Raw genomic sequence first — 24092 nt, forward strand, 5'->3', positions numbered from 1 at the left:
AGCCAGGGCGTACGGCCATCGTCGCGGTGGATTTCCAACCCGACATCATGGGGGCGGACGGCGCCTTCGCCCCCATGTTCCACGCCGAAGTGGAGCGAACCAACCTGATCCCGCTCGCTGCCCAGCTGCTGGACGGCGCCCGTACCGCGCGAGTCAAGGTCGTCTACTCCAGGGCCACCTTCCAACCCGGCTACACCGACCTTGTGGCTAACCTTCCACTGTTCAGCAGCATCGCGGAGTCCGGGTGCCTCATCGACGGCACGCCCGGGGCCGCCGTCATGGATGTGGTCGCACCGCACAGGGGCGACGTCGTCTTGGCCCATCACCGGGTCAGTTGCTTCCACGGCACCGAGCTCGACGTCGTCCTGCGAGGCGCCGGCATCGACACAGTGGTCCTCGCCGGCGTCGCCACCAACCTGGCAGTGGAAAGCACCGCACGAGCCGGCGCCGACCTCGGCTACCGGGTCCTCGTGGTTTCGGACTCCTGTTCGACTACCTCCAAGACCGCGCATGACGCATCGCTGGCGTCATTGGCGATGTTCGCGGAGATCGTGCCAGCGGAGAGCCTGCAGGCCGCGCTCGACGAGAATACGCAACAGTCCGTGGGTTCTTGATCCCTTAGGTCGCTCTCGCCCAGGCCTTGGCATATGAGGTCGCGGTATGGCTGGTGGGCGACCAGTTTGATCTTCCTTCATCCCGAAGGTGGCCGACGACGCCGGGCTGTTCGCCGGGTCTGGACGGAAGACCAACGGATCTTCCACTGCTGGTACCGGTCCTGCCGCTGGGCCGACCATCCGTACGACCGTCGTGCGGAGGGTCGGCCGCAAAGCTTGAGCAGCAACGGAGCGGCCAGCGGCGATAGCCGTCCTAACACCGTCGGGTTGCCGCCACGGGCCGTTCGGATGCGGTTCGGAATGGATCTTGGCGGCACTTCCCCGGTGACCTGCGCAGAACCCCGGCTGGGTAGCGAGCACCCACGGTTCCGGCGGCACGGTCACTTTCGATCATCGGTCGTGGCCTGACGTCGCATGTGGGACCAATCCGAAATTTAGCAGCTGCGCTTGTCGATCATGGACTAAATCAGATCGATCGCCCCAGCCCCCAACCGATACTCCGTGAACACGAACTAGCCTGTCGGGTGGCCGGGAGGGATCTCACCTCCCGGCTCCCACAGATCCGTACGTGAACCTCTCGGTTCATACGGCTCTTGTCATCTTGGTCATCAGACCAAGGAGGCTGCTGTCACCCATTTCCAGTGCGCGAACATCCGGGGATACCTCTCGGCGATTCCCCGCATGCACGCGGGGGCTTTGCGTCGCCTCCTCAACCGTTCGTACTTGTCGCGGATCCAGCGCACCAGGTAGGCGTTGACACGCATCAGCAGGGGATACAGCGCCGATCGGTAGAACCGTCCGTAGTACTGCATCCAGCCCGCCAGGATCGGATTGATCATCTTGGCGAGCTGAGCGAAGGTGAACCCGGTCCGACGATGAAGCCGCCAGCGGCGGACTTCCCGGCTGATCTTGTTCAGGGCGTCCTTGCTGATCGCGGGCACGAATGGCAAGAACATCTGGCCGGTCGCGGGGTTGCGCGCCCCGCGCGGGCGGAACGTGAACCCCAAGAAGGTGAACGAGGTGTGCGGATACCTTCCGCGTCGTCTACCGTCCTTGCAGTACACGATCTTGGTTTTGACCGGATGCAAACCCAACCCGACCTGTTCCATCCTGTCGACCAGCGCTGCCAGGACCTGCCGGGCCTGGCGTTCGGTCGCGCAGTGCACGACCGCGTCGTCGGCGTAACGCTCGAACTCCACCGTCGGGAACTCTCGCGCGAGCCAAACATCGAACGCGTAGTGCATGAACAGGTTCGCCAGCACGGGTGAGACCGGAGATCCCTGCGGGGTTCCCCGGTCCCGTTGCAGCAAGGTCCCATCGGGTAGTTGCAGCGGGGCCTGCAGCCACCGCTTCAGATACAACAACACCCAGCGGGCATCGGTGTGAGCCTCCACAGCCTTGATGAGCAGGTCCCACCGGACGCTGTCGAAGAACTTGGCGACGTCAAGATCGATCACCCAGTCCTTGCGCCAGCACCGCCGACGGCAGCGTTCCACCGCCTGCAGCGCCGACCGGTTCGGCCGATATCCGAAGGAGTCGTCGTGGAACACCGATTCCACCCGCTCCCCCAGATGCCGGGCCACCACCGTCTGCGCGACCCGGTCAGCGACACAAGGAATACCGAGCGTCCTCATTCCGCGCGGTATTTCCACCGCCCGCACCGGAGGTGGAAAATAGGTCCCCGATGACATCCGGTTCCAGATCTTGAACAGATTGTTCTTCAGATCGGCCTCGAAATCATCGATGGACTGCCCGTCCACTCCCGGTGCACCCCTATTCCTCCGCACCTCCTGAAAGGCCTTCCAGACCTCCCACTTCGAGATGTCGAACGGCTTGCCCTTCGATTTCAGCTCGCCCATACAGCTCCTCCCGGACCCTGTCCGGTTGACCGAACGAACACAGCCATAGATGACCCGGCCCCTTGGCTCCACCCCCATTACAGAGGCTTCTCAGCTACTACGAACCGGTCCGCCGGCGCGCCCCGCGACGGTACTCGATCCCTCACGGTTTCCTCCGCTTGAGACACTCCCTATCACCGCCCTTACCAGGGCAGCAGTATCAGGACACGCCTTCTCCCGTTCCACGCGGAAGCAGCAGATCAGGCTCGCGTCGTCTACATTCCGGACACCATCTGGCCGGTCAGCGGGCATCCACCAGACTCATCCCGGAACACGGCACACGCCCCGGTTTCGATGTCACCTGTTTATTGTTACGACACTTCAGCGACGATTCGCTTACGCTCGCCTTCCTAATCCCTACTGGCGCCTCCCAGGACGCCTTTTCCTCATCGCTCACCACGACGGTCTTCAGCCAACGCAGGCGGACCGCCCCATAGTAGTGGTGAAGGTCCTGCAATGGGACCGGAGCGAAGGGGCCGGGTTGTTCGTGACCAGTTTGTTCGATCAACTGGACGAGGTCCGGGAGTGAGGTCGAGCGGGGTCGGCCGTACGGAAGACCTGCGAGTGTGTCAGGATTCTTCACTCGTTATTCCCGCCGCGCGCTGGACGAGCAGAGCGCCGAGGATGATCGCGCCGTTGGCCGCGTCGATCCAAAAGGTCGAGATTTGGGACAGCGTCAAAATGTTCGAGATGATCCCCAGCAGCAACACTCCGGTGAGCGCCCCAAAAATCGATCCCTTGCCACCGTTGAGGCTGATGCCGCCGATGACCGCCGCCGCGAATACCGAAAAGATCATATTCTGCCCCTGTCCGGCGGTCACCGCAGCCAGCCGTCCGGCCAGGAGCAGGCCTGCCAGGGCGGACAGCAGGCCCCCGACAACGTAGACCGACAGGATCATCGATGTCACGCGGATACCGGCGGCCCGCGCGGCGATCGAGTTACCGCCGACGGCATATAGCGCACGGCCGTGCCGGTTGTGGCGAAGGAACCAGTGTGCGGCCGCGAAAAGCACACCGGCGATCCATATCGCGAAGGGTAGGCCCAAGAAGGCGGTGTTGCCGAGATAGGTGAACGCGGCAGGCAGGTCGGCCAGGGTGCGGCCGTCCGCTACGCCCAGGGTCGCACCGCGCAGCAGGATGAGCACCGCGAGCGTCACGATGAACGCGTTCAGCCGCAGCCGGGTGACCATGAGGCCGTTGAGCAGTCCGATCAGCGCCCCCACCGCGAACATGATCGCCAGACCGGCTGCAGTGGGCAGCGCGCCCACCCCACCCTTCACGTTGGGCAGCACAAGCCAGGCACCGAGCATCGGGGCGAACCCGATGATCGATTCCAGGGAGAGGTCGAACTTCCCGGTCAACAGGATGAGGGTCTCCGCGATGACCAAGATCCCAAGTTCGGCGCTCTGCTGCAGTACGTTGATCAGGTTGCTGGAGGTGAGGAAGGTGTTGTTGGCTAGCGAGCCGATGAGGACTGCGATCGACAAAGCCGGGACCATGCCCAGTTGAATGGTGAGCGCCCTCCCGGTACGTCTCCCCGGGCGTCGCTGTATCTGCTCGGCCGCAGGCATCGTTTCAGTCTTCGACATCGCTGGTCCCTTCGATCGCGCCAACGAGTTGCCAGTCGCTCCAGCCGGCGTTGAGTTCCGCCACAAGCCGCCCACCGTGCATGACCAGCACGCGGTGGCAGATGCGCAGGTCATCAAGGTCGTCGGAGCAGATGATTACAGTGCTGCCACCCGCCGCTGCTCGGTTGAGTGCGCCGAGCAGTGTGGTTTTGCTGGCGATGTCGACACCGGCGGTCGGCTCGACCGCGATCAGCAGCCGCGGACGCGTTGCCAGCGCGCGCCCGAAGACGACTTTCTGCTGGTTGCCACCGCTGAGTGCGCCGACATGCAGATCGCGGCGCGCAGGCCGGACATCCAGGTCCGCTATGAGCGTCTCGGCGAGGTGCCGACGGCGACGTGCACCGACGACGCCGAGCCTGCCTGCGGAGAGGCGCTCATCGGCAAGGGTGAGGTTGTCGTCGATCCGCATCCCTGCGACCATGCCCGCCTGATGCCGGTCACGTGGAATCAGCGCGATTCCGGCGGCGAGCGCTTTGTCGACCCGTCCGAGGGACACCTGTTCGCCATCGACAAACACCTGCCCCGAGGCCGGCCCCAGGCCGCCGAGGGCTTCGCCCGCCTGCGAGCGACCCGAGCCGACCAGTCCGGCGAGGCCCACGATCTCCCCGGTCGCCGCGGTCAGATCGAGATCGTGGAACCGTGCCCCGGAAAACTTTGACACCACCAGGCGCGGTCGCCCTGAAACCGCGGTCGTCGCCGTCGCCGGTGGTGGCGGGACGTTGCCGACCATCTGCTCGACCAGGTCGGACGCGGTTATCTCGGAGGTTAGGTGCGTGCCGACACGACGGCCGTCGCGAAGCACGGTCACCTCGTCGCACACATCGAATACCTCGTGCAGGTAATGCGAGATCAGCAGGAACGTGATGCCAGCCCGTTGAAGCCGCCGGACGGTTGTGAACAGCCGGTTCGCGGCTGCCGCATCGAGCCTCGCCGTAGGTTCGTCGAGCACGATCAATTCACTGCCGTGGGACAACGCTTTGGCGATCTCCAGGAGCTGGGCCTGCTCGACGTCGAGGTCTCCAGCGCGCGAAGTGGGGGCGACGCGCAGGTCCCACTCCTCGAGGATCTGCGCAGCCTGGAGCCGGGTGCGCCGCCAGTCGATCCCCAGCCGATTCCGGGGAAGCCTGTCGAGCAGGAGGTTTTCGGCCACCGACAGGTCGGGGATCAACATTGGATGCTGGTAGACGCAGGCCACATGCTTGCGCCACCGTTGGGCCGCTCCGAACGGCGCGGGGTGTCCACCGAAGGTCAAAGCGCCACTGTCCGGGCGGTACAGGCCGGTGAGCACTCCCACCAGCGTTGACTTGCCTGCGCCATTCCGGCCGATGAGTCCATGAGTTCGCCCCGAGTGAACGGTGAGATCGACTCCATCGAGGGCGAGTGTCGCGCCGAAGCGCTTGGTGATGGATCTCAGCTCTGCGGCCTGATGGCCCCGCGTATCGCGGGCTGTTTGTCGGTTTGTTTCCGCCGTCATCGTGGTCAGCTCTTCTTGTTGGCCCACAGCGTGGGATCGTCGACGTTACGACTGTCCACGAGCAGCGGCGGAAAGAGGTCGGCGGGATACCCGTCGCCGGTGACCGCGACTGTGCTCCCATAATTCGTGGGACCGGATGCGAGGTTCTTGCCGTCGGCCAGTTCCTTGAGGTGGTCGAAACCGTGGGAGACGAAGGCGCTCACCGGCTGGCTGATGCTGGCGTCGAGCCGTTCGGCGCGGATCGCGTCGAGTGCCGCCGGGGTGCCGTCTACGCTCACTGTCCAGACATGAGCCGCGTCAGCTCGGCCCTTGGCCACGCCGGAGTGCTGGAGGACTTGGTGGACGCTTGGAGCGTAGCCATCGGTATGCATGAAGATTCCGTGGATCTGCGGATTGGCGCTCATCGCCCCGGACACCGACGCCGCCGCCTTTACCGGGTCCCACTGACCTCCGGGTTTCGTGATCACGGTGATGTCCGGGTGATCGTGCTTCATGCAGGCATTGAAGCCCTTTTCGCGATCCTGCGCGGTCGTTGAGCGCATATCGCCCTCAATCTGCAGAACTGTGCCATGGCCGCCGATCTTCTGGGCAAGGTAGCTACACGCCTGCGCGCCTATCTGCTTGTTGTCCACCTGCATGCTGACGGTCGTCTTGCCTCCCGACGGCCCCTGCATCAGCGTCACGACGCGCACCCCCCTGTCCATCGCATATTTGAGGGCAGGTACAATTGCTTGAGGGTCGGCTGGGATCACGAACAGACTCTTGGCCCCCGCGTTGACCAGGTTGCGGATATCGGAGTCCTGTTTGGCCGCGTCACTGTTAGCCGAGGTGGGGGTGAGTGCCGTCAGCCCGCGCTTCCTCGCTTCGTTTTGAAAGATTCGCACCATCGCGGACTGAGCGGGATCCTGCAGGAAGAGCGCGCTGTACCCGACTGGGCCGACCGCCCCACCGGACCGGACGGCGTTTTCTCCGGTGGACGTGGACGAGGTGAGGCCACAGCCTGCGACTCCGGCGATGAGCGCCGCGGTGAGTGCGATGCGGGATGTGCGGTACGAGTGTTGGTGGTGCATGTTCCACTCCGGGTATGGAGGGTGATGGGTGGTAGAGCCAGTGGCGTGCGGCGGACCGCCGCGTGCCACTGGCTCTAAGAGGCCACCGCTCCCTGGTGCGGCGGCGTCTCGTTCAAACGGCGCTCGGCCCGTTATTCGAGGTCGACGTTCAGGGTGGTAATGAACAGTTCCGCGCCGTCCTCATGGGCCACCAAGTCGACCCGGCTGCCCAGTCCGACGGCCAACGCGCCGCCCGCTTCGAGCGGCGTGTCAACATCGCCCGCCTGAATCGAAACGGCACCGGACATCACGAAGATCGCGGCCTCGATCGTGTCACCGACCACGGTCTCGCATACGCCCGGTTCGATACGTACGCGGCGGAAGTCCCTCCAGGGACCGGAGAAGTGACCGGCGGCCGACAGTGTGTCACCCGTCCGGAGGACCGTAACGAAGCCCGCCATCATGCACCTGCCTTCTTGATAGTGTTGTTGTCACTGAGAAGGCTCCGGTCGGGTTCCTCGGTCGGCCGTCGCGGCGGCAGTGCACCGCTGATCGCAGGGGGGAAGACCTCGATGACCACGAACTCCAACCGCTCGTCGCCGGTGTTGCGCACCGAGTGGCTGCTGTTGTGCGGGGTGAGTACGAGGGAGCCGGGGCCGACTTCGTGATTGACGCCGTCGAGTTCCACGATTCCGGTGCCTTGGAGGAAGAACCAGATCTCCTCGGTATGGCTATGGACGTGGAGTCCGGCTTTAGCGTCGGGCTCGAATCCCACCCACTCGAAGCCGTCCCACTCTCCGTAGAGGTGGGAGCCGGTGGCAATCCGCAGCCAATCCATGCCTCCGGCGCCTCCGTGCACGCCGAGCACATGGCCAGGCGTCCGCGTGTCGCCGACGATGATGCTGGACATCTGTTTCTCCTTTCGAGAACCTTTCCTGACCTCGGGTATGTGTCACGCGGAGCCGTGCGCACCGGCCATCAAGCCGGCCAGGTCCTCGGGGTGCAGGAACGAGGGCGGTGGCGGCGGGCCCCAGAGATAGAGCCCTTTATGCCCCTCCCAGATCTGGGGAGACCACAGCGCGTCTTCCACGATGGTGTCCATGTCGCTGTAGTACTCGGCGAAGCTGCCCGCCGGATCGCGCAGGTACCAGAAGAAGTTCGCGCCGATGCAGTGCCTGCCGAAGCCCCAGACGTGGCGGCCGGGATCGGCCTCCAGCATCCGCATCGCGCCGCGCCCGACCTCGTCGACGTCGTCCACCTGCCACGAGGTGTGATGCAGGAAGTTCACTGGCGCGTGCTGGATGAGCAGGTTGTGATGGTCGATGGAACAGCGCAGGAACACAGCGGCGTCCTTGACCTCGTCGCTCACTTTGAATCCGAGGCCTTCGACGAAGAATCGCCGGACGGCTGCGGGCTCGGGAGTGCCGATCACACAATGGCCGAGCTTGCGCGGGGTCACCGGTCCGACACGGTTAACTACGGCGGCGCGCTCCGTGCCACGCTCGAGGCGGCCAGGACCGTTGTAGGCAGTCGGTGGGACCTTCGGCTGGACGAGCCGGGGCAGGACGCGCACCTCGACTCGTGTCCCCGTGACGGGTTCCACGCAGTGCAGGGATGAGCCGAGCAGACGTGTCGCCACGCCCTGGGCTTGTAGTGATTGCCGGATTCGCTGGAGGTCATCGGGGTCGTCGGCGGCGACGACCATTTCGAGCAGGCGCCGGTATGGCGATTGTTCGATCCTGAGCTGTTCGCCGGCGTCGGCGGAAGCGAAGACGTGCGCGGTCTCCGATGTGCCGAGACCGAACTCGGCGTAGAAGGCCGAGGTACGGACAGGATCGGGGACGCCGATGGTCAATGATTGCAAAGCGTGCAGAGCCATGGCGGTTGCCCTCTCAGATCAGGGAACGTACGGTTCCGCCAATATCGAAGGCCGAGCCGTTGATACGCCGGGCCAATGGTGAGACGAGATAGGCGACCATGCTCGCCACATCGTCGGGGTCGGCGATGCCGAGCGTAAGCTGCCGGTCGGCGAGGTAGCGGGACAACGCGGTTTCCCGATCGGTGCCGTAATCCGCTGCCAACATGTCCACCAGCCCGCCCGGTCTGGACCAAAGGCCGGTCCAGACCGGCCCCGGCAGCACCGCGTTCGTCCGTACGGCGGGCGCGAACTCGAGGGCGAGCACCTTGGTGAGGTAAAGTACAGCGGCCTTCATGGCTCCGTAATCGGCCGGAACGACCTCAGGCTGTTTCGCCAGGTCCGAAGCGATGTTGACGACCGCTCCGGCCTTCATCCTGGGCAGCAGCGCCCGGCTGACCCGGACGTAACTCATGAAGTTGAGGTCGAACGTGGCCTGCCACCCCTCGTCGTCGATGTCGGCGAATGCACGGCTCACCGCGACTCCGACATTGTTGATCACGATGTCCGGCGGCCCGGAGAAAGCCTCCACCGTGGCGTCGATCGCACTGGCGACGCCCTCGGCCGCCGACATGTCGACCTCGATTAGCACCGGAGGAAGCCCGTCACTGGTCCACCGGTCCTCGTTCTCGAGCAGGTGTTCACGATCGATGTCCGCGACGGCCAGGCGCACGCCCTCGTCGTGGAGACGGTCGGCGATCGCGAGGCCGATGCCCTGTGCGCCGCCGGTGACGAATGCGGTCTTGCCGCGTAGTTGAAGGTCCATCCCACACCGGTCCCGATTCTTGTGAAGAGTTTTCCTATTGACCCGGACCCGATCGAGTCCGGCCGGGCGATGAAGGTCGGCACGCGGCCAGCCTCAGTCCTTACGGGGTGACCGGGGTCGAACGCGCGCGTCGTCCGGTTACCGCACCCAGGTCCCGCATTTGCCCCGAATTCTTCGGCTGCTCATGGCGACTCCAGTCCCCCGGCGGGCTCACGGGAGGGCTCCGATCCGACCTGGGGGGCGCTCACGACGGAGTTGGACAGACGCCCGATCGAATCTATCTCGACCTCCACCAGATCGCCGTGGCGCAACAGGACTGGCGGAATGCGTTTGAATCCGACCCCTGCGGGGGTTCCAGTCGCGATGATGTCGCCCGGTTCGAGTGTCATCGCCTGGCTGAGATAGGCGACGAGCTGGCCGACCGTGAACACCATCTGCGAGGTGGAGCCGTTCTGTACGAGCCTGCCGTTCACCCAGGTGCGAAGCCGTAGATCGGACAGGTCCGGGATCTCGTCGAGGGTGACCAAATACGGGCCGCAAGGGCCGAACGTGTCGACGGACTTGCCCAGGGTCCACTGGCTGGTGGCAAGCTGCAGGTCTCTGGCCGTGACGTCGTTGAAAACCGTGACGCCGGCAACGTAGTCGAGGGCACGCTCGGCGGTGATCGCCCTACCCCTGCGCCCGATCACTACGGCGAGTTCGGCCTCGTAGTCGACCCGCTCACTCTCGTCGTGCAGCACGATCTCGTCATTGGCGCCGATCAGGCTGTTGCGGAACTTCGCGAAGACCATCGGCTCGGTTGGCAGGGCCAGTCCTGCCTCCTCCGCGTGGTCGCGGTAGTTGAGTCCAATGCAGAGAATCTTGTCAGGGTCAGGCACGGGCGGCGCCAACTGCAACTCGCCCAGTGGGCGGGCGTGGCCCTGCTGGACGAGCCGGTCCGCCGCTGTTTTCACGGCGTCCCGGTCGTAGTCCTGGCCGAGGAAGGCGCGGACGGACAGCGGCTCGCCACTGGAGATCGCATAACCCGCGTGTGTGACTGCCGTACCGAGTTCCACGACATGCCCGCCCAGCGCAATGCCGCCTCGTGTCCGGCCGTTCTCGGTGTAGCTGATGATCCGCATAACAGGAATGCCTTCTTGCTTGAGTTAGTGGAAGGGCTACCACGACGTCGGTGCGTCACTTGTCGGTGGTGAACTGGACGGTGGTGCGGTCCGCGGCCATCACGCTGGTGTATTTCTCGACGACCGCGAGATGCGCGGGGTGATCGAGGTATGCCGACACGTCCGCCTCATTCGCGACGGCGGCCATGACGCCGAAGTCGCCGTTACCCTTGCGAAGTCCTAGATCCTCACCGAACCGGTAGGTCACCAGCGCAGGGATGAGGGTGGGGAGCTCGGCGAGCGCCTCGCGGAGACCGGCGACCTGGGCGGGGTCCGCATCGTCTGCCCATCGGAAAACAGCCAAGTGGATGATCATGAAGCACTGTTCTTTCTGCCGACTTACGCACGGCGGTCACTGCACCACCTTCCGTCACCAAGCCGACGAGGTGGTGCGTTAACGCTGTCGTAACACCATCGCAGCTCAAGGTTCGATCGGTCAACAAAGTTTCGAAAGTTTGCCATTGATTCGATGATCTGATAGTCATAGGGCGTGAGCAAGAGAACGGACACGCTGAACGGAATCACCTACGATCGACTACGAGCCGACATCCTCGCCGGCCGGTTACTCCCCAACGAGCGGCTCAAGTTCGCTGCGCTCTCAGAGCGCTATGGGGCCAGCGTTAGCGTCATGCGCGAGGCGCTGGCGAAGCTCAGCGCGGAAAAGCTCGTGGTGGAGGCGCCCCGGCAGGGCTTCCGGGTGATGCCCCTGTCCCCCGATGATCTTAAGGACCTCACCGCCGTGCGGTGCGACATCGAATGCTTGGCCTTCCGCTACTCCGTCGAGCGCGGTGATCTGGCCTGGGAGAGCCGAGTGGTCGCAGCGCATCACACGCTGGAGAACATCCCAATGACCGTGGATGGTGACCCCGAGCGCTTTAGCGAGGAGTGGGCAACAGCCCACTCACACTTCCATTTGACCCTCTTCGACGCCTGCGGCAGCCCCCGACTGCGCGAGCTCGCCATTTCCCTGCGTGATAGTGCGGAGCTCTACCGCCGCTGGTCACGCCCGCTCGGCAGGGATCACGGACGCGACATCGCCAGCGAACATCGCAAGTTGATGGAGGCGGTCCTCGCCCGCGACGCCGACGCCGTAGCTTCACGGCTGGAGGCTCATATCACTCGCACGACATACGTTCTGCTGGACGCGGTCACCGACACCGGCAGCTGAGCCGAGACGCGCCTTCAGGGGCCGCCTCTCACATTCAACGTTCTCACTTATCGCCGGGAGGGAAGTTTTGCGCGCACTTCAGATCGACAGGTTCGGCGGACCTGAGGTGGTCATGATCCGAGAGCTTCCCGCACCAGATCCGCATGCAGAGGAAGTCCTCGTCCGCGTCGTAGCCAGCAGCCTCAACCCCGTGGACGTCAAAACCCGCAACGGCACCGTTCGCGGAGGCACTCCACCCTTGCCGACGACTCTCGGCTGGGACCTCGCGGGCGTCGTCGTCAGTGCCGGGGACAGTGGCCTGAGTGTGGGCGAACGGGTGATCGCGATGTTGCCCCAGCTCGCCGCTGGGCACGGAGCGTGGGCCGACCTGGTCTCCGTACCAGCCCACGCTCTCGCGATCGCGCCTCTCAATGCAAGCCTGGTCGAGGCGGCCACGCTCCCCCTGCCGGGACTCACCGCCGCGCAGACCCTCGACTGGCTCGGCGTGACAAGCGGTCAGCGGCTGTTGGCCACCGGAGCCGCGGGAGCCGTCGGCGGAATCGCCGTGCAACTGGCGCGAACGCGGGGCGCGATCGTCGAGGCGTTGGTGTCTCGCCCGGCGCACGTGGAGGCCGTTGCCGAGCTAGGCGCCGTGAAGGTTGTGACGGACATCGCGGAACTCGACCGGCGACACTATGACGCGGTGTTCGACACCTGCGGGGCCCCAGTCAGCGAAACGGTCATCGACGGCGGCCGGTACGCCACGATCGCCAGCGAGTACGGCGACCCCCCAGACCTGAGCCACCGTGGTGTCACTACGACGCTGAACCAGGTTACGGTGGACGGGGCTGGCCTGGCGGAACTGGTTAAGCTGGTCAACGCAGGCGATCTGCGGCTACGCCTCGATTCGAGCTTCCCGATCACCGAGATAGGCAAGGCGTTCAAACACCTCGAGAGCCGCAGGCTCACCGGAAAGGTCGCCCTGGTGTTCTAGTGAGCGGCCTAGGGCCTGCTTCGTAGGCAGGTCAGCCAGTTGTTGATGATGGCCATGTTGAGCGTGGCTTCCTAGCGGACGACGCGTTCGCCGTACCAGATAGGTCACGGCACGGCGGCGGGCGGGCAGCCGGGTCATCTTGCCGTGACCCGGCCCCCCAGAACCGGGCGTGCTATGCGGAGATCGACGGTACTCCCTACAGCGATCGAGATCTCGCCGCACTGCCCGACCTCATCCGCGGCCACGAGAGGGGCAAGCTCGTATCGGTGAAGGCCAACCACGGCCGACTCGCGCGGCGCCGCGCACCACGATACGCGGGAACCGGCGAGCGAAGCCGCGTGGACGGCCGAGCTGTCCCATGCCCTCGTTTTCCCCGTCACTGCGAGCGCGAGCAAATGATCCGAGTGAGGAGCACGATATGGACAAAGTGACTACTCCTGCTGCCGCTCTGGCCGGCATCACCGAGGGCGCAAGCATCGCCATCGGTGGGTTTGGTCTCTGCGGTATTCCCTCGACCCTCATCGCGGAGTTGCACCGGACAGGTACCGGTGATCTTCACGTGGTGTCCAACAACTGCGGTGTCGACGACTGGGGTCTTGGGCTACTCCTCGCCGACCACCGGATCGGCCGCGTCATCTGCTCCTACGTCGGGGAGAACAAGGAGTTCGCCAGGCAGTACCTCGCCGGCGAACTCGAGGTCGAGCTCTGCCCCCAGGGCTCGCTCGCCGAGCGGTTGCGCGCGGGCGGGTGCGGCATCCCCGCTTTCTACACCCCCGCCGGCGCGGGCAGCCAGGTCGCCCACGGTGGTCTGCCTTGGCGTTACGCACACGACGGCTCGGTAGCGGTCGCTTCACCGGCCAAGGAGGTGCGGGAGTTCAACGATGCCTCTTATGTTCTGGAGGAGGCCATCGTCACCGACTCCGCCCTCGTGGCCGCGGCAAAGGGCGACCGGCATGGCAATCTCGTCTTTGAGAAGTCGGCGCAGAATTTCAACCCGCTCTGCGCCATGGCCGGCCGGATCACGATTGCCGAGGTCGAGGAGCTTGTGGAGCCAGGAGAGCTCAACCCGGCCGAGGTCCACCTGCCGGGGGTGTTCGTCCAGTACGTGGTGCACGCACCCCGGATCGAGAAGCGAATCGAGAAGACGACCGTGACCGAAGTGACCCGATGAGCCTGACCCGCGTCCAGATGGCCGCACGCGCCGCCGCAGAGCTTCGTGACGGCGAGTATGTCAACCTCGGCATCGGCCTGCCGACTCTGGTTCCGAACCACCTTCCTGACGGTGTCCACGTCGTGCTCCACAGCGAGAACGGCATCCTCGGAACTGGCCCGTATCCCACCCCGGACTCGGTCGACCCCGACCTGATCAACGCGGGAAAGGAGACGGTGACCGTACGCCCTGGTGCGTCGTTCTTCGACTCAGCCTTGTCCTTCGGAATCATTCGCGGAGGACACCTGGACGTCGCCGTCCTCGGAGGAATGCAGGTCTCCGAGAAGGGGGACCTCTCCAACTGGGCCGTTCCCGGCAAGCTGATCAAAGGTATGGGCGGTGCGATGGATCTCGTGCACGGCGCCCGACGCGTCGTCGTCCTGATGGAGCATCGTGCGAAGGACGGGACACCGAAGATCGTTCGTGCGAACACCCTTCCCATAACCGGGCTCGGCGTCGTCGACAGGATTATCACCGACCTCGCGGTGATCGATGTCACCTCGGACGGACTGGTTCTCCGGGAGACCGCACCCGACGTCATGGAAGACGAGGTACGCGCCGCGACGGACGCACCGCTGGTGTCCGGTATCGCGGTGTAACCGGCCCGCTGGTCTGACCACAGGCCAGCGGGTGTGTGGCTCGAAAATCCGATTCGGGGTACTGACCTGCTGGTTGGGTCCCAGTAGTCCTGGCGGAAAATCCAACGGATATGCCGCTGACCTGCAGGGGCTCGGCGGGCACGAGGACCGGCATCGAGCGTGGCGTCCGGATAGCCCTCGTTCAGTAAGACGTTCAGCGGACGACCTATCTGAGACGACGTTCCCGCAGTTCACCACGCCCGAGCTACCGTCTGGCGTCCGTCCGTTGGGGGTTCCGCTAACGGACACCGCTCAGGACGCGGGGCCTCATATCCGGCGGATTTTCCGCCAGTACTACCGGGACCCCTGGTTGGTTGGCGGGATAACAGGGGTGTCGGGCAGGCTGGCTGGCCGAGGTGGGGCCCGCTCGCCGGGTAGCCCCGGTGCATTGCTGCACCGGGGCTACCCCGGGGTCGAACCCAGGAGGAGCCATTGGCGGTACCGGCCAGCAACTTCGGTCTGACCTGCAGCGGCGCGACTTCGGGCCGTTCCACTTCCAAAAGGAAGTGTAACGGCCAAGCCAGTGCATCTCAGTCAGCGGCGAGAAACGGCCACGACCGGACATTCTTCGTTCCGGAAGTCGTTCCGGAACGAAGAATGTCCCGGAGCGACGTACGGCCACAGCTTCCGGAACGCCTTGTTCCTACCGGGTAGAGCTAATGGCTGTTCTCAGGCACCAGCAGACCCCTACCCAGCGAGTGGAGGGCCTTGTGCGGGTCCAGCCCAAGTAAGCCCAAAACCCACATTGAGATGATCTTGGAATCGGCCCGAGGCCGCGTTTCTTGCTTCTTGTGTTCGTTCGGTGTCGGTGAGTTATCCGATTCGTCGGCGCTGTCGGTAGTTGCCCCGCTACGTTTTGTTCGCTGGCGAGTGCGGTGGTTGTCCCGGCGTGCCCGGGGTGTGGTGCTGCACGAGGCGGTGGGATGACTTCGCTTGAGCGGACCGCATATCCGCAGTTCCCGAAGCTGATGATGGCTCGGGAGCGGGACAGAGCCCTGGAAGGGCTGTTAGGCGGTCTTGAAAGTGCTGTGTGGTGGCCGTTGTTCGTGCTGGTGGGTGGCCAGAGTGGGTGCTGGTAGGTGGCCAGGAAAAGTACCGGTTTCCCTTTGCCCGGCTGGCCGTGGCGAAGGCCTCGCCGGGATGGTTGGCAAGGAGTGCGTTCGAGCGCTGGAAGATCGCGCTGCGCCTGGATGTTGCAGGCTGTTATGCAGATCAGCGAGGCAGCCAGAGTCAGCGGCGTGAGTGCGCGGTCGTTGCGGCATTACGAGGACGAGGGCCTGATCGTTCCCGGTCGGTGCAGCAACGGGTTCCGTGATTACTGCCAGTCCACCATCGACAAGGTGCTGGTCATCCGTGAGCTGGTGGAGTCCGGGCTGCCCGTGCGGCTGATCAAGGCGGGCCTGCGTCTCACTGACCAGCCGGAGGCGATGTGCGCGGAGTTCCTGGCCGAGGTGCAAGAGCACCGCGACCGGCTCGCCGCCCGCATCGCCGTCCTCACCGCCCAGCAGGAAGCTCTGGAGGCCTACCTCCGCCAAGCCCGCCGACCCGTTGCTTGACCTTCACGCAAGCGGGAACCTTTTACCTTCCGATGCATGAGCAACGAACAGACGATGCACGGCCTGGTCCAGCACACCCACCAGGGCCCCACCGACCTCCACTTCTCCACCGACCTGCCCCGACTCGTTCCCGAATCCGGCGAATACCTGATCCGCGTCACCGCCGCGGGGATCAACTTCGCCGACGTCATGCAGTCCCACGGGACCTACGAAGGCGGCCCTGAGGCGCCGTATGTGGCAGGTTTCGAAGCGGCCGGAGAGATCGTCGGCACCGGACCGGATATCGAAGACCCGTTTCCTGTAGGCGCCCATGTGGTCGGCGTCGGCTACGGCTCCTTCGCCCAGTACATGGTCATGCCCGCCGCCGGTGTCCTGCCCGTTCCTTCCGGCTGGAGCGACGCAGAGTCCCTCGGACTTGTCCTCAACTGGGCGACCGCGCTGGCCGCGCTGAAGCCACTGGGGGAGATCGAGGCCGGGGATACGGTGCTGGTCTACGCGGCAGCCGGAGGAGTAGGGCAGGCCGCCGTCCGCCTCGCCCGCCACTACGGTGCGCGCGTGATCGCCGCGGCGTCACCGGCCAAGCACCCCGTCGTCAAGGCGCTCGGCGCCGACGAGGTCCTGGACAGTGCGCGCCCCGATCTGGCCGAGGAGATCATGCGCCTGACCGGCGGGGTGGACCTGGTCCTGGAATCGGTGGGCCAGGCCACGTTCGGGGTCAGTCTGGCGGTCGCCAAGCCGTTCACCGGGCGGGTCATCGTGTTCGGTGCCGCTTCCGGCCATGCCGAACTCTCCACCCGCGACCTCGTCTTCACCCACTACGCCCAAGTCAAGGGCCTGCATATCGGAAACTTGGCAGCCGCCGCCCCGGCCGTCTTCCAGGATCTGCTCGCCGAGTTGGAGACGCTCATAGCCGAAGGCGTGTATCCGCCCGGTACCCCCCAGGTCCACGCGCTGGCCGAGGGCCCGGAAGTGCTGCGGCAACTCGAAGCCGGGCAGACCAGCGGCAAGCACGCCCTCGATCCCTGGCGCGAGGGCATCCTGCGGTAAGCGGCTTCCCGGTCCTTGTCCGGGCTTTGCCCGCCACTGCCTTATGTGATGGCTTCCGTCATCGGTCGTCCTCTGCTGAAATCAGCGGGGCGACGCCGCCGCCGTTCTTGGCTTCGCGGAGCCGGAACGATTCGCCTTCGGTGATGATCAAGTACGCATGGTGCATCAAACGGTCGACTGCGGCGGTGGCCATGCTCTTGGGCATGAGGGTGTCGAATTTGTCGGACTTTGAGGCCCTGGTCGATGGCGTGCCGGGACAAGGCCCCGGTGAGATGGCTCTTGCCCGTCCCGGACGGGCCGAAGAACACCAGGGCCTCCTTGCGGCGGGCCCAGTCCAGGGTGATCAGCGCCTGCTGGACCTCGACGTCGATGGAGGACAGCTCGGCTTTCCAGGAGGCGAAGGACTTGGCGTTGGCCTCGAATTTGGCGGCCCGCACCCTGGAGACGCGCAGGGCCTCGTCACGGCCCATCAGCTCCTCGCCCAGGAAACGGCGCAGGAACTCCTCCAGGCTCCAGCCCTCTGCCTTGGCGGTGGCGACCAGCTCTGCCGCGACCGGTCCGACGTACTTCATCTTCAGCCGGGTGATCGATTCGACCACGTCATCGGCCAGCTGCGCCAGCTGCCGCCCCGCCGCCCTGCCGGCGCCCGGTTCCGGGCGGGGACGCGGGGTGAGCAGGTCGGCCGCGGTCGCCGTGGTGGTCTTGGGCCTGGTCGCTGTCTGAGTTGCCATGAGCAGGACGTCCTTGCGGGAAAGCCCGGAATGACAGAGGTGATGACGGCCGGATCAGCGCCAATTGCTGATCGCAGCGCAGCGTGCAACGGGCAGGCAAGATTTCCGGGATCTGGCCGTACTACTTGCTGGTGGAGACGATTCCGGGGAGCGCGGCCCAGCCGCCGGCGCCGGGCTGGGCGGAGTACTCCTCATCCACCCACATGCCCTGATCGGCTTGCCGGGTGCGGACGACGTGGTCACAGAGGGCGGGCAGATCGCCTTCGGCGAACCGGCCCCAGATCGCGGCCATGCCAAGTGCTTCCTCGACGACATCTCTGCCGACCGCGTCGGCGAGCTCGACCGCCCGCGCCATCTTCGCCTGGATCCGGGTGGCCCCGGACGCGGCGGCTTCGACCAGCCACTGCTTGGCGCCCTCGCCGAGTCCGCAGAACGCCTCCTCGGCGTCGTTCACCCAATGCCATCATTCTCGATCATTCTTCATCCAATGATGGCCACGGCATGCTTTCGATTGGAAGGATCGATTGTGGCGACAGCCGTTCGATTCCATTCAAAGACCCATTCGAAAGGATGTGATTGCTGGGCGAATCTTGCCCGAATGGTTTTGTTGTAGCAAGATCGACAAACGGGCCCGTTGCGCCCGGTCTTCGCTGGTCCGAACGCGCCGCAGACAGCGCATGTCTGCTGCAGCGGGGGCCGGCAGCTCTCGCAGAGCGCTTTCCCTCCGGGAAGCCGGACCGTCGGTGCCCTCGATCGTCCGCAGCCTGAGCACGCAGGTGACACCGTTGGATCAGCCGAACACAGCGCCCACAGCTGCGTGAAGCCTGCCGTGTCTCGGCAGTCGGCCATCATGTTGACCAGGCTGGCCCCGGGGAAGGCCGCGGTGACCAGCCATTGCAGAGAGGGCCGGATGAGGTCGGCGCTGATTGCGACCCGCAGCGTCCGGTAGAACGCGTCATGCTTCCACCGCGGCCCGTGGCCGTGGTCAATCAGCCATCCGACCGCGGTCTTCCGCCACGCCCGACCGTCAACGTCGGATCCGCGACGGGTGCTACCTCGATTTCGGCCCGAAACCGCTCTTCATCCCACCGAAAACTGGCCGACCTCATCAAGCAGCTCACCACTGCCCCGAATCCGAGCCGCGTCGTCCCCAATGACACTCAAGCCACCTGTCCTGCCACGGGGCGTCCAAGCGGGGGACGACCGGCCAGCCGCGCCGGCGCCCAAGCCGCCCACGGCTCATCCACCGCAGCACCTCACGCCACCACTCCCGGCCCGAGACACGCGCCACCTGTGCGGCCCGCCCGGCCAGGAGCACGGCCGCGTTGCGGGCGTCTTCGGTGTCGGTCATGCCCGCCAGTATGCGCGCACAAGAACGGCCGACGGGCTAAAAGGTTCAACAAGCGCCCGTCCACGCCGGGGTCACGGCGCGCGGCTGGCACTGCAGCTCCGCGAAGATCTTCGCAGCCTGTGCGGTGGCGGCCATCTCCCGGGCGCGGGACTCGGTGCCGATGGTGTCGCGCCGTTGATTCCGGCGGTTCAGCTGACTGGTCGCCACGGTGATGCCGGTGCCCGTCAGGGTGGTGAAGATGGGACTTAACGTCTGGACGATCGAAGACATGGCCCGGACGGTATAGGACCGCAGCCGGAGGCGCCAGCGGTTCGTCCGGACCGGACCGCGCGGCGGTCAGCACGGGAGCGCAATCACCTGGAGGACGTGATCAGCTCCTCTGACGCCGTTGACGGGCGCTGTGGTCCGACAGCCGCCGGCCGACGGCGGGCGGCAGATCGCCTACGGTCGCGGCGAGTTCGTCGCCGGCCACGAGAGTCCTGCGGGCAGTCGCACCGCGTCCGGTCCGTTGGACCGCCGACCGGACGACCCAACAGCTCATCCCGCACAGCCCGGCTACGGCTGCTGGACCGGACCCTCGGTAATCGACCAGTCGGACCACGATGAACGGTCAAGCCGGCGAGAACCGGTATCGGGATGACGGCCAGGTCGACACGGCCCGCAGCTACGTGTTGAGCTCGGCGCGAATCCCGCAAGCGGCGGCGTACCACGGCACGGGCCGCGTCACAGCACCGGCCGGCACGGCCACGCGCCGAGTGACGGGTGACGCGGTGACCGATCCATCTGTTAGTGCCCGAACGGTGCCTGACAACGCTCTGTCGGCGGCGCGGTCGGTATCGCGGACGGCTTGCAGACGTTTTCCGCCTGCAGGTATGCGGCTCGCCGAAGGCGAGTCGCTGACGCCGTCCTGTTCGCCGCACTCCTCGATGGTGAGCTGGTCCATGTCCAGCACGGCGTCGGGCGCATTCCCGAGGGTGGTCACTTTCGGAGATCGGCGAGGCGGCGACGCGGCGGATCCGCGCCGCCCTCGCCCGGCTGGACGGTCAGGACGGGGTGTAGTCGGCGTGGGGGATGGCGCGTTCCCACAGCATCTCGAACATGCCGACGATGGGGAGGATCTTGCGGGGGTCGGCGACGTACTCCATTCGGCCGGTGTCGGTGCCGTCGCCGGCGGTGAAGTTGTAGGCGATGAGGCGTTGGTCGTACATGAAGAAGTCGGCGACGGGGTGCGGCAGGTCGTAGGCGAGGTGGCGGGGCAGCCAGCGCAGTTCCTCGCCGGCTTTGAGGTTGCCGTAGCTGATGGCGTGTTCCCAGCGGATGTAGTCGCTGACCGGCTCGGACACGATTCGCAGGCGACGGAACCGGACGCCGCGGGCCACCGCAGCGCCGACCAGGTCGATCCAGCCGTCCCACGTGTAGGCGGTGTCGCCGTCGGTCTGCCATTTCACGAACGCTGGGTCGGTGGCGTCGTAGGTGTCACGGGCCTCCAGGTGCACGACGGACCGTTCGGTTGCGGCCAGCAGATCTTCGAAGGCCGGTTCACCCGGTCCGGTCTGACCTGGTTCGTAAGTGCCGGTGGAAGTCTCCAGCAGGCTTGGCTTCAGGTTCGCCGGGGTCCAGATCGCGACCTCGTCATCGGCGATCGAGGTCTGCCGGGACAGCTCGGTGAGGGTGCCGGGGTCGGTGACCCGCCGGCCTGCGGGCCCTCAGCCCGGGTGGAAAAACCCGGTGCGATCACCTTGAACAGCGCGGTGACGATCTTCGTCGCCAGCTTGGCGGAGCGCTCTCTCGAGCTTCCCATCGTTCCTCCGCATGACCCGGCGGACTCACCGGTTTGACGCACGCCAGGGCATATCAGCGCGGCGTATCAGTGCGCCGCCGGCCACGGCGATGCGATTCTCCCCGACTTGCACAAGGGCTTCGCCGGGGCACTGTCACGCCGAGGTTTTTCGACGGACCGGAACCATCCATGTCCTCACCGAAATCGTGAGTTACCGCTCCAAAACTGTCCTGCGAGCCGAGGCGTCCGGAACGTAACAGCGCTCCAGGCTCACTGACTGTTGAGGTCGGCTAGAAGAGTGGTCAGACGGTCTTCTTCGCTGGCGCGTTCTCGACGGTGACGCATGGCCGTGGCGGCGAGGTCGGGGTCCCATGGCGTTTCGGGTACGTCTTCGGGGGCGAAGCGCTCGCCTTCGGCTGGTGTGTTGAGGTAGTCGGTGGCGGTGATACGCCAGGGGGATCCGGCGGGTCCGGCGTGCCGAAGTGTGGTGATGGCGCCCCGGAGGCCGCCGGGCTCGAAGTCGGAGGACACTGCGATGCGCCATCCGGCCGCTGCGGCTTCGGTGATGATTCGGGTGGCGGCGACGCTTGGTGTGCCGGCTCGGCAGAGTGTTGCTGCCTGGATGCGATGGGAGGCGATCGTGGTGAGAATGCTGATGCCCTCGACCACCCACAGGGTGTTTCGTGGCGGTGCTGCCTTGGCGATGAGTGGTTCGGTGTGGTTGCTGGCGATGATGCCGAGGGTCAGGACAGCGGGTTCGCCGGCGTCTTGGTAGGCGGCGGCCACGGCTGCGGCGGGGTGGTCGGGGTTGAGCGGGAGTCGCCATCCGGCGACTTGGCTGGAGACCGGATCGACCCAGACGCCGACGGCCGCCCAGGCGTCTCGGACGGCGGTGGTGTTCGCGGGTGGTGCGTGTTCGGCGATGGCGGCGGCGAGTCGAGCGCCGAGGCGGCCGAGATTGGTGCCGGGGTCCAGGCCGTGGGTTTTGCGGATGGTCTGCGCAGCGAGGACGGACAGTGGAACGCCGTTGGCGGGTAGAGCGGTGGCCAGGCAGCAGAGTTCGTCGACGAGTGCGGTGCGTGCTGCGATCGTCGGGGCCGTCGCGGCGATCAGGCGTGGCGCGGCTGTGTTGGCCCAGGCCTTGGCGGTCGGCGGGACCGCATCGATGAGCCGGGTGATCGATTGTGTGGTGAGGCGGTCAGCTTGTGTAAGCCAGGTTCGTAGCGCTGCTTGAGCGTCGGGGCGGGGTTCGACGTAGATGAGGCGGCCGAGCCTCGTTCGGGCGTTTGAGAAGTCGAGTTCGTAGAGCAGGCGGAATAGTCCGGACTCTGCTGCCGCGTTGGCGATAGTGCGGGCATGTCGGCCGCGGCGTGGATTTCCGGTTCCGATGAGCCATCGTAGGTCACGCTCGCAGAGCCCGAAGGTGCTGGTGACGGTGACCGGCGGGGGTGCGGGACGTCGCACCCAGGCGTGGTCGTAGCGGAGCCGGCCTCGCTGGTCGATGCGGTCGCGGGTTCCCCCGGTCGGATCGGGCCGTTGGTCGATGGCTGCGTAGGCCGCCAACAGGGGGTTCAGGCCGTCGACGGAGATGGCGTGTGCTTCAGTCCGCATGGTCTTGCGATCGTCGGTGGGCGGCCTGTGCCTCGGCAGCGCGGTTGTAGACAGTGAGCAATGACGACCATCCGGGTCCGCGTCCGTCGGTCAGGACATCGGCGAGCGGGATGAGTGTTTCCTGGCGGCCGCCGTCGATGTCGCCGGCGAACATGTAGGTCGGTTCGTTGAGCAGGTCGGTGGTGGACTGATAGCGCAGGAGGAGGACTTCGGAGCAGCGGGCGAAGGCTTCGTGCTGGATGTCGTCTTGGACGGTGGCCAGGACGGTGATGCCGGTTTCCTCGGCCGCGCGGCGTAGCGCGTCGAGGACACGTTCGCGGTGGGCTTCACCGAGGCCGTCCCCGAGTTCGTCGAGGATCAGCAGCCGGCCGATGGGATCGTCGTTGGCCAGCAGGGCGGCGAGGACCAGTTGGATCGTGGCCAGTTTGTACTGGGCGGTGTTGGCCTGTTCGTGGTAGGGGACGTGTTCGGGTTGGCCGTTGTCCGGTGGCCGGCGTGCCCAGCGGGGTGTGGCCTGCAGGATCCAGCCGCAGTTGGTGGGCTGGTTGTCCTCGGGCACGTCCAGGCTGGGTGGGGTGATCTCGAAGCCGAGTTCGCCACCGCAACCGCCGTCGCGGTATCGGATTTCGTTGAACCGCTGGGAGACCCGGGTGAACAGTCCGCGAACCTGGTGTTCGAGGCTGCGTTGCAGGTTGCGGAGGTGAGCGTCGGTGGCGTGTACCTCGTCGTATGCGGCGTCGTATTCGCGTTGCAGACGCGTGTGCTCGCTTTGGGCGCGTTCGAGTGCCGAGCGCAGTGCTTGTGCCTGGCGTTCGACGGCGCCGCGAAGGGCCGCGATCGCGGCGTCGAGTGCTCCGACTTCACGTTCTTCACTGTCGCGGGCGCGTCGGAGATCGACGTTGGCGGCTTGTTCGTGATAGCGCTTCAGCGCCGTGCGGGTGTGGGTATCGAGACTGGCGTCAGCGCCGTCGACGCGCGCGCGGGTGTGCTCGTTTCGACCGGCAGTGACGGTGACGGTGACGCCGAGGTATGCCTCCAGCCGGGTCATGATGTCGCGGTGGCTGCTCATGCCGCCGATCGCCGCGAGCACCTCGTTTGTGCGGTTCTGAATCGCGGTGGTCACGTCGGCGGGCAGTTCGAGCGGATGTTTGCTGGTGAGCGTGTTGGCCAGCAGCGTGTCTGTCGGTGGGGCGCAGGCGTCGAGGTGCCCGGCCCAGGCTGCCAGCAGGAACCTTTCGGCCGAGCTGAGGATGTCTGCACGCTCTTTCTTCCGCTGGCAAAGCTGGCTTTCGCAGGTGGCGAGGTGATCGGCGACCTCGGCCTGGCGTTCGCGCAGTCCACGTTGCTCGGCGCGGGCTTCGCGGTGGGCCGCGTCGGCACGTTCGACCTCTTCCTCCAACGGAGCCAGCCTGTCGGTGACCGTTGCGATCTGGCTTCGAAGCTCATCTCGGCGCTGGTCGAGGTCGGCCCGTCGTTGCTCGGCGTGGGCGGTGGCGAGTTCGTCTTCGATTCTCAATGAGGTT

At 65.7% G+C, this 24092-nt stretch carries 25 protein-coding genes; 7 read left to right on the forward strand and 18 right to left on the reverse strand.

The features are described from left to right. Nucleotides 1-17: 17 nt before the first annotated feature. Nucleotides 18-614, forward strand: coding sequence for a cysteine hydrolase family protein (locus ACYVF7_RS33045; RefSeq protein WP_460358245.1), 597 nt, complete (start codon nt 18-20; stop codon nt 612-614). A gap of 608 nt (nt 615-1222) precedes the next feature. On the opposite strand, the gene ltrA is transcribed toward ACYVF7_RS33045, so the two are convergent. From ltrA to ACYVF7_RS33095, 10 genes are all read right to left on the reverse strand, one after another. Continuing rightward, on the reverse strand, nt 1223-2473 hold the full coding sequence (gene ltrA, locus ACYVF7_RS33050; protein WP_460348423.1) for a group II intron reverse transcriptase/maturase: 1251 nt from the start codon (nt 2471-2473) through the stop codon (nt 1223-1225). Between the two features lie 608 nt (nt 2474-3081). Continuing rightward, complete coding sequence (locus ACYVF7_RS33055; RefSeq protein ID WP_460348425.1) at nt 3082-4101, reverse strand: ABC transporter permease; 1020 nt, start codon at nt 4099-4101, stop codon at nt 3082-3084. After that, a complete protein-coding gene (locus tag ACYVF7_RS33060) occupies nt 4088-5641 on the reverse strand; it encodes a sugar ABC transporter ATP-binding protein (protein WP_460348427.1) in 1554 nt (517 codons plus the stop codon). The genes ACYVF7_RS33055 and ACYVF7_RS33060 overlap by 14 nt, the downstream gene beginning before the upstream one ends. Continuing rightward, the gene (locus ACYVF7_RS33065; protein WP_460348429.1) at nt 5620-6684 is read right to left on the reverse strand and encodes a sugar ABC transporter substrate-binding protein; all 1065 of its coding nucleotides are present in this window, start codon (nt 6682-6684) and stop codon (nt 5620-5622) included. The genes ACYVF7_RS33060 and ACYVF7_RS33065 overlap by 22 nt, the downstream gene beginning before the upstream one ends. A gap of 131 nt (nt 6685-6815) precedes the next feature. Continuing rightward, entirely contained in the window at nt 6816-7127 is a 312-nt protein-coding gene (locus ACYVF7_RS33070; RefSeq protein WP_460348431.1) for a hypothetical protein, read from the reverse strand. After that, nucleotides 7124-7573, reverse strand: coding sequence for a cupin domain-containing protein (locus tag ACYVF7_RS33075; protein ID WP_460348433.1), 450 nt, complete (start codon nt 7571-7573; stop codon nt 7124-7126). The genes ACYVF7_RS33070 and ACYVF7_RS33075 overlap by 4 nt, the downstream gene beginning before the upstream one ends. A gap of 42 nt (nt 7574-7615) precedes the next feature. Further along, nucleotides 7616-8542 carry a VOC family protein gene (locus ACYVF7_RS33080; protein ID WP_460348435.1) on the reverse strand — a complete coding sequence of 309 codons (927 nt, stop codon included), beginning with the start codon at nt 8540-8542 and terminating at the stop codon, nt 7616-7618. A 13-nt stretch (nt 8543-8555) separates the two neighbouring features. Next, nucleotides 8556-9344, reverse strand: coding sequence for an SDR family NAD(P)-dependent oxidoreductase (locus ACYVF7_RS33085; protein ID WP_460348437.1), 789 nt, complete (start codon nt 9342-9344; stop codon nt 8556-8558). Between the two features lie 182 nt (nt 9345-9526). Beyond that, nucleotides 9527-10465, reverse strand: coding sequence for a fumarylacetoacetate hydrolase family protein (locus tag ACYVF7_RS33090; RefSeq protein ID WP_460348439.1), 939 nt, complete (start codon nt 10463-10465; stop codon nt 9527-9529). Nucleotides 10466-10520: 55 nt separating this feature from the next. Further along, on the reverse strand, nt 10521-10808 hold the full coding sequence (locus tag ACYVF7_RS33095; protein ID WP_460348441.1) for a Dabb family protein: 288 nt from the start codon (nt 10806-10808) through the stop codon (nt 10521-10523). 186 nt (nt 10809-10994) lie between these two features. Here ACYVF7_RS33095 and ACYVF7_RS33100 point away from each other — a divergent pair, with 186 nt between their 5' ends. The 6 genes from ACYVF7_RS33100 (at nt 10995) to ACYVF7_RS33125 (ending at nt 17096) form a co-directional block, all read left to right on the forward strand. Then, nucleotides 10995-11672: a GntR family transcriptional regulator gene (locus ACYVF7_RS33100; RefSeq protein ID WP_460348443.1), complete on the forward strand. Its 678-nt coding sequence runs from the start codon at nt 10995-10997 to the stop codon at nt 11670-11672. A 112-nt stretch (nt 11673-11784) separates the two neighbouring features. Next, nucleotides 11785-12645 carry an NADP-dependent oxidoreductase gene (locus ACYVF7_RS33105; protein WP_460348445.1) on the forward strand — a complete coding sequence of 287 codons (861 nt, stop codon included), beginning with the start codon at nt 11785-11787 and terminating at the stop codon, nt 12643-12645. A gap of 418 nt (nt 12646-13063) precedes the next feature. Beyond that, nucleotides 13064-13816, forward strand: a complete 753-nt coding sequence (locus ACYVF7_RS33110; protein ID WP_460348447.1) for a CoA transferase subunit A — start codon at nt 13064-13066, stop codon at nt 13814-13816. Further along, nucleotides 13813-14454, forward strand: a complete 642-nt coding sequence (locus ACYVF7_RS33115) for a 3-oxoacid CoA-transferase subunit B (RefSeq protein ID WP_460348449.1) — start codon at nt 13813-13815, stop codon at nt 14452-14454. Before ACYVF7_RS33110 ends, ACYVF7_RS33115 begins: the two co-directional genes overlap by 4 nt. A 1244-nt stretch (nt 14455-15698) precedes the next feature. Then, nucleotides 15699-16049, forward strand: coding sequence for a MerR family transcriptional regulator (locus tag ACYVF7_RS33120; protein WP_460358248.1), 351 nt, complete (start codon nt 15699-15701; stop codon nt 16047-16049). 36 nt (nt 16050-16085) lie between these two features. Beyond that, nucleotides 16086-17096: a zinc-binding dehydrogenase gene (locus tag ACYVF7_RS33125; RefSeq protein ID WP_460348450.1), complete on the forward strand. Its 1011-nt coding sequence runs from the start codon at nt 16086-16088 to the stop codon at nt 17094-17096. Between the two features lie 41 nt (nt 17097-17137). On the opposite strand, the gene ACYVF7_RS33130 is transcribed toward ACYVF7_RS33125, so the two are convergent. From ACYVF7_RS33130 to ACYVF7_RS33165, 8 genes are all read right to left on the reverse strand, one after another. Continuing rightward, the gene (locus tag ACYVF7_RS33130; protein ID WP_460348452.1) at nt 17138-17827 is read right to left on the reverse strand and encodes an ATP-binding protein; all 690 of its coding nucleotides are present in this window, start codon (nt 17825-17827) and stop codon (nt 17138-17140) included. A 121-nt stretch (nt 17828-17948) separates the two neighbouring features. After that, nucleotides 17949-18281: a hypothetical protein gene (locus ACYVF7_RS33135; RefSeq protein ID WP_460348455.1), complete on the reverse strand. Its 333-nt coding sequence runs from the start codon at nt 18279-18281 to the stop codon at nt 17949-17951. A 663-nt stretch (nt 18282-18944) separates the two neighbouring features. After that, nucleotides 18945-19178 carry a hypothetical protein gene (locus ACYVF7_RS33140; RefSeq protein ID WP_460348457.1) on the reverse strand — a complete coding sequence of 78 codons (234 nt, stop codon included), beginning with the start codon at nt 19176-19178 and terminating at the stop codon, nt 18945-18947. Nucleotides 19179-19223: 45 nt separating this feature from the next. Continuing rightward, nucleotides 19224-19448, reverse strand: a complete 225-nt coding sequence (locus ACYVF7_RS33145; RefSeq protein WP_460348459.1) for a hypothetical protein — start codon at nt 19446-19448, stop codon at nt 19224-19226. A 394-nt stretch (nt 19449-19842) separates the two neighbouring features. After that, nucleotides 19843-20160: a hypothetical protein gene (locus tag ACYVF7_RS33150; protein ID WP_460348462.1), complete on the reverse strand. Its 318-nt coding sequence runs from the start codon at nt 20158-20160 to the stop codon at nt 19843-19845. A 61-nt stretch (nt 20161-20221) separates the two neighbouring features. Next, entirely contained in the window at nt 20222-20839 is a 618-nt protein-coding gene (locus tag ACYVF7_RS33155; protein ID WP_460358250.1) for a DUF6879 family protein, read from the reverse strand. Between the two features lie 389 nt (nt 20840-21228). After that, a complete protein-coding gene (locus ACYVF7_RS33160) occupies nt 21229-22569 on the reverse strand; it encodes a DUF2399 domain-containing protein (RefSeq protein ID WP_460348464.1) in 1341 nt (446 codons plus the stop codon). Continuing rightward, a complete protein-coding gene (locus ACYVF7_RS33165; RefSeq protein ID WP_460348466.1) occupies nt 22559-24085 on the reverse strand; it encodes an ATP-binding cassette domain-containing protein in 1527 nt (508 codons plus the stop codon). Before ACYVF7_RS33165 ends, ACYVF7_RS33160 begins: the two co-directional genes overlap by 11 nt. Nucleotides 24086-24092 lie beyond the last annotated feature (7 nt).

It is taken from the genome of Actinoallomurus acanthiterrae (genome assembly GCF_054775715.1).

Bases quoted from the DNA above. Each gene is read 5' to 3' on its own strand.
- ACYVF7_RS33110 (WP_460348447.1), top strand. From the start codon at position 13,064: ATGGACAAAGTGACTACTCCTGCTGCCGCTCTGGCCGGCATCACCGAG.
- ACYVF7_RS33080 (WP_460348435.1), bottom strand. From the start codon at position 8,542: ATGGCTCTGCACGCTTTGCAATCATTGACCATCGGCGTCCCCGATCCT.
- ACYVF7_RS33120 (WP_460358248.1), top strand. From the start codon at position 15,699: ATGCAGATCAGCGAGGCAGCCAGAGTCAGCGGCGTGAGTGCGCGGTCG.
- ACYVF7_RS33130 (WP_460348452.1), bottom strand. From the start codon at position 17,827: ATGGCAACTCAGACAGCGACCAGGCCCAAGACCACCACGGCGACCGCG.
- ACYVF7_RS33145 (WP_460348459.1), bottom strand. From the start codon at position 19,448: ATGTCTTCGATCGTCCAGACGTTAAGTCCCATCTTCACCACCCTGACG.
- ACYVF7_RS33125 (WP_460348450.1), top strand. From the start codon at position 16,086: ATGAGCAACGAACAGACGATGCACGGCCTGGTCCAGCACACCCACCAG.
- ACYVF7_RS33075 (WP_460348433.1), bottom strand. From the start codon at position 7,573: ATGTCCAGCATCATCGTCGGCGACACGCGGACGCCTGGCCATGTGCTC.
- ACYVF7_RS33065 (WP_460348429.1), bottom strand. From the start codon at position 6,684: ATGCACCACCAACACTCGTACCGCACATCCCGCATCGCACTCACCGCG.
- ACYVF7_RS33140 (WP_460348457.1), bottom strand. From the start codon at position 19,178: ATGACCGACACCGAAGACGCCCGCAACGCGGCCGTGCTCCTGGCCGGG.
- ACYVF7_RS33115 (WP_460348449.1), top strand. From the start codon at position 13,813: ATGAGCCTGACCCGCGTCCAGATGGCCGCACGCGCCGCCGCAGAGCTT.
- ACYVF7_RS33160 (WP_460348464.1), bottom strand. From the start codon at position 22,569: ATGCGGACTGAAGCACACGCCATCTCCGTCGACGGCCTGAACCCCCTG.
- ACYVF7_RS33070 (WP_460348431.1), bottom strand. From the start codon at position 7,127: ATGATGGCGGGCTTCGTTACGGTCCTCCGGACGGGTGACACACTGTCG.
- ltrA (WP_460348423.1), bottom strand. From the start codon at position 2,473: ATGGGCGAGCTGAAATCGAAGGGCAAGCCGTTCGACATCTCGAAGTGG.
- ACYVF7_RS33090 (WP_460348439.1), bottom strand. From the start codon at position 10,465: ATGCGGATCATCAGCTACACCGAGAACGGCCGGACACGAGGCGGCATT.
- ACYVF7_RS33055 (WP_460348425.1), bottom strand. From the start codon at position 4,101: ATGTCGAAGACTGAAACGATGCCTGCGGCCGAGCAGATACAGCGACGC.
- ACYVF7_RS33105 (WP_460348445.1), top strand. From the start codon at position 11,785: ATGATCCGAGAGCTTCCCGCACCAGATCCGCATGCAGAGGAAGTCCTC.
- ACYVF7_RS33085 (WP_460348437.1), bottom strand. From the start codon at position 9,344: ATGGACCTTCAACTACGCGGCAAGACCGCATTCGTCACCGGCGGCGCA.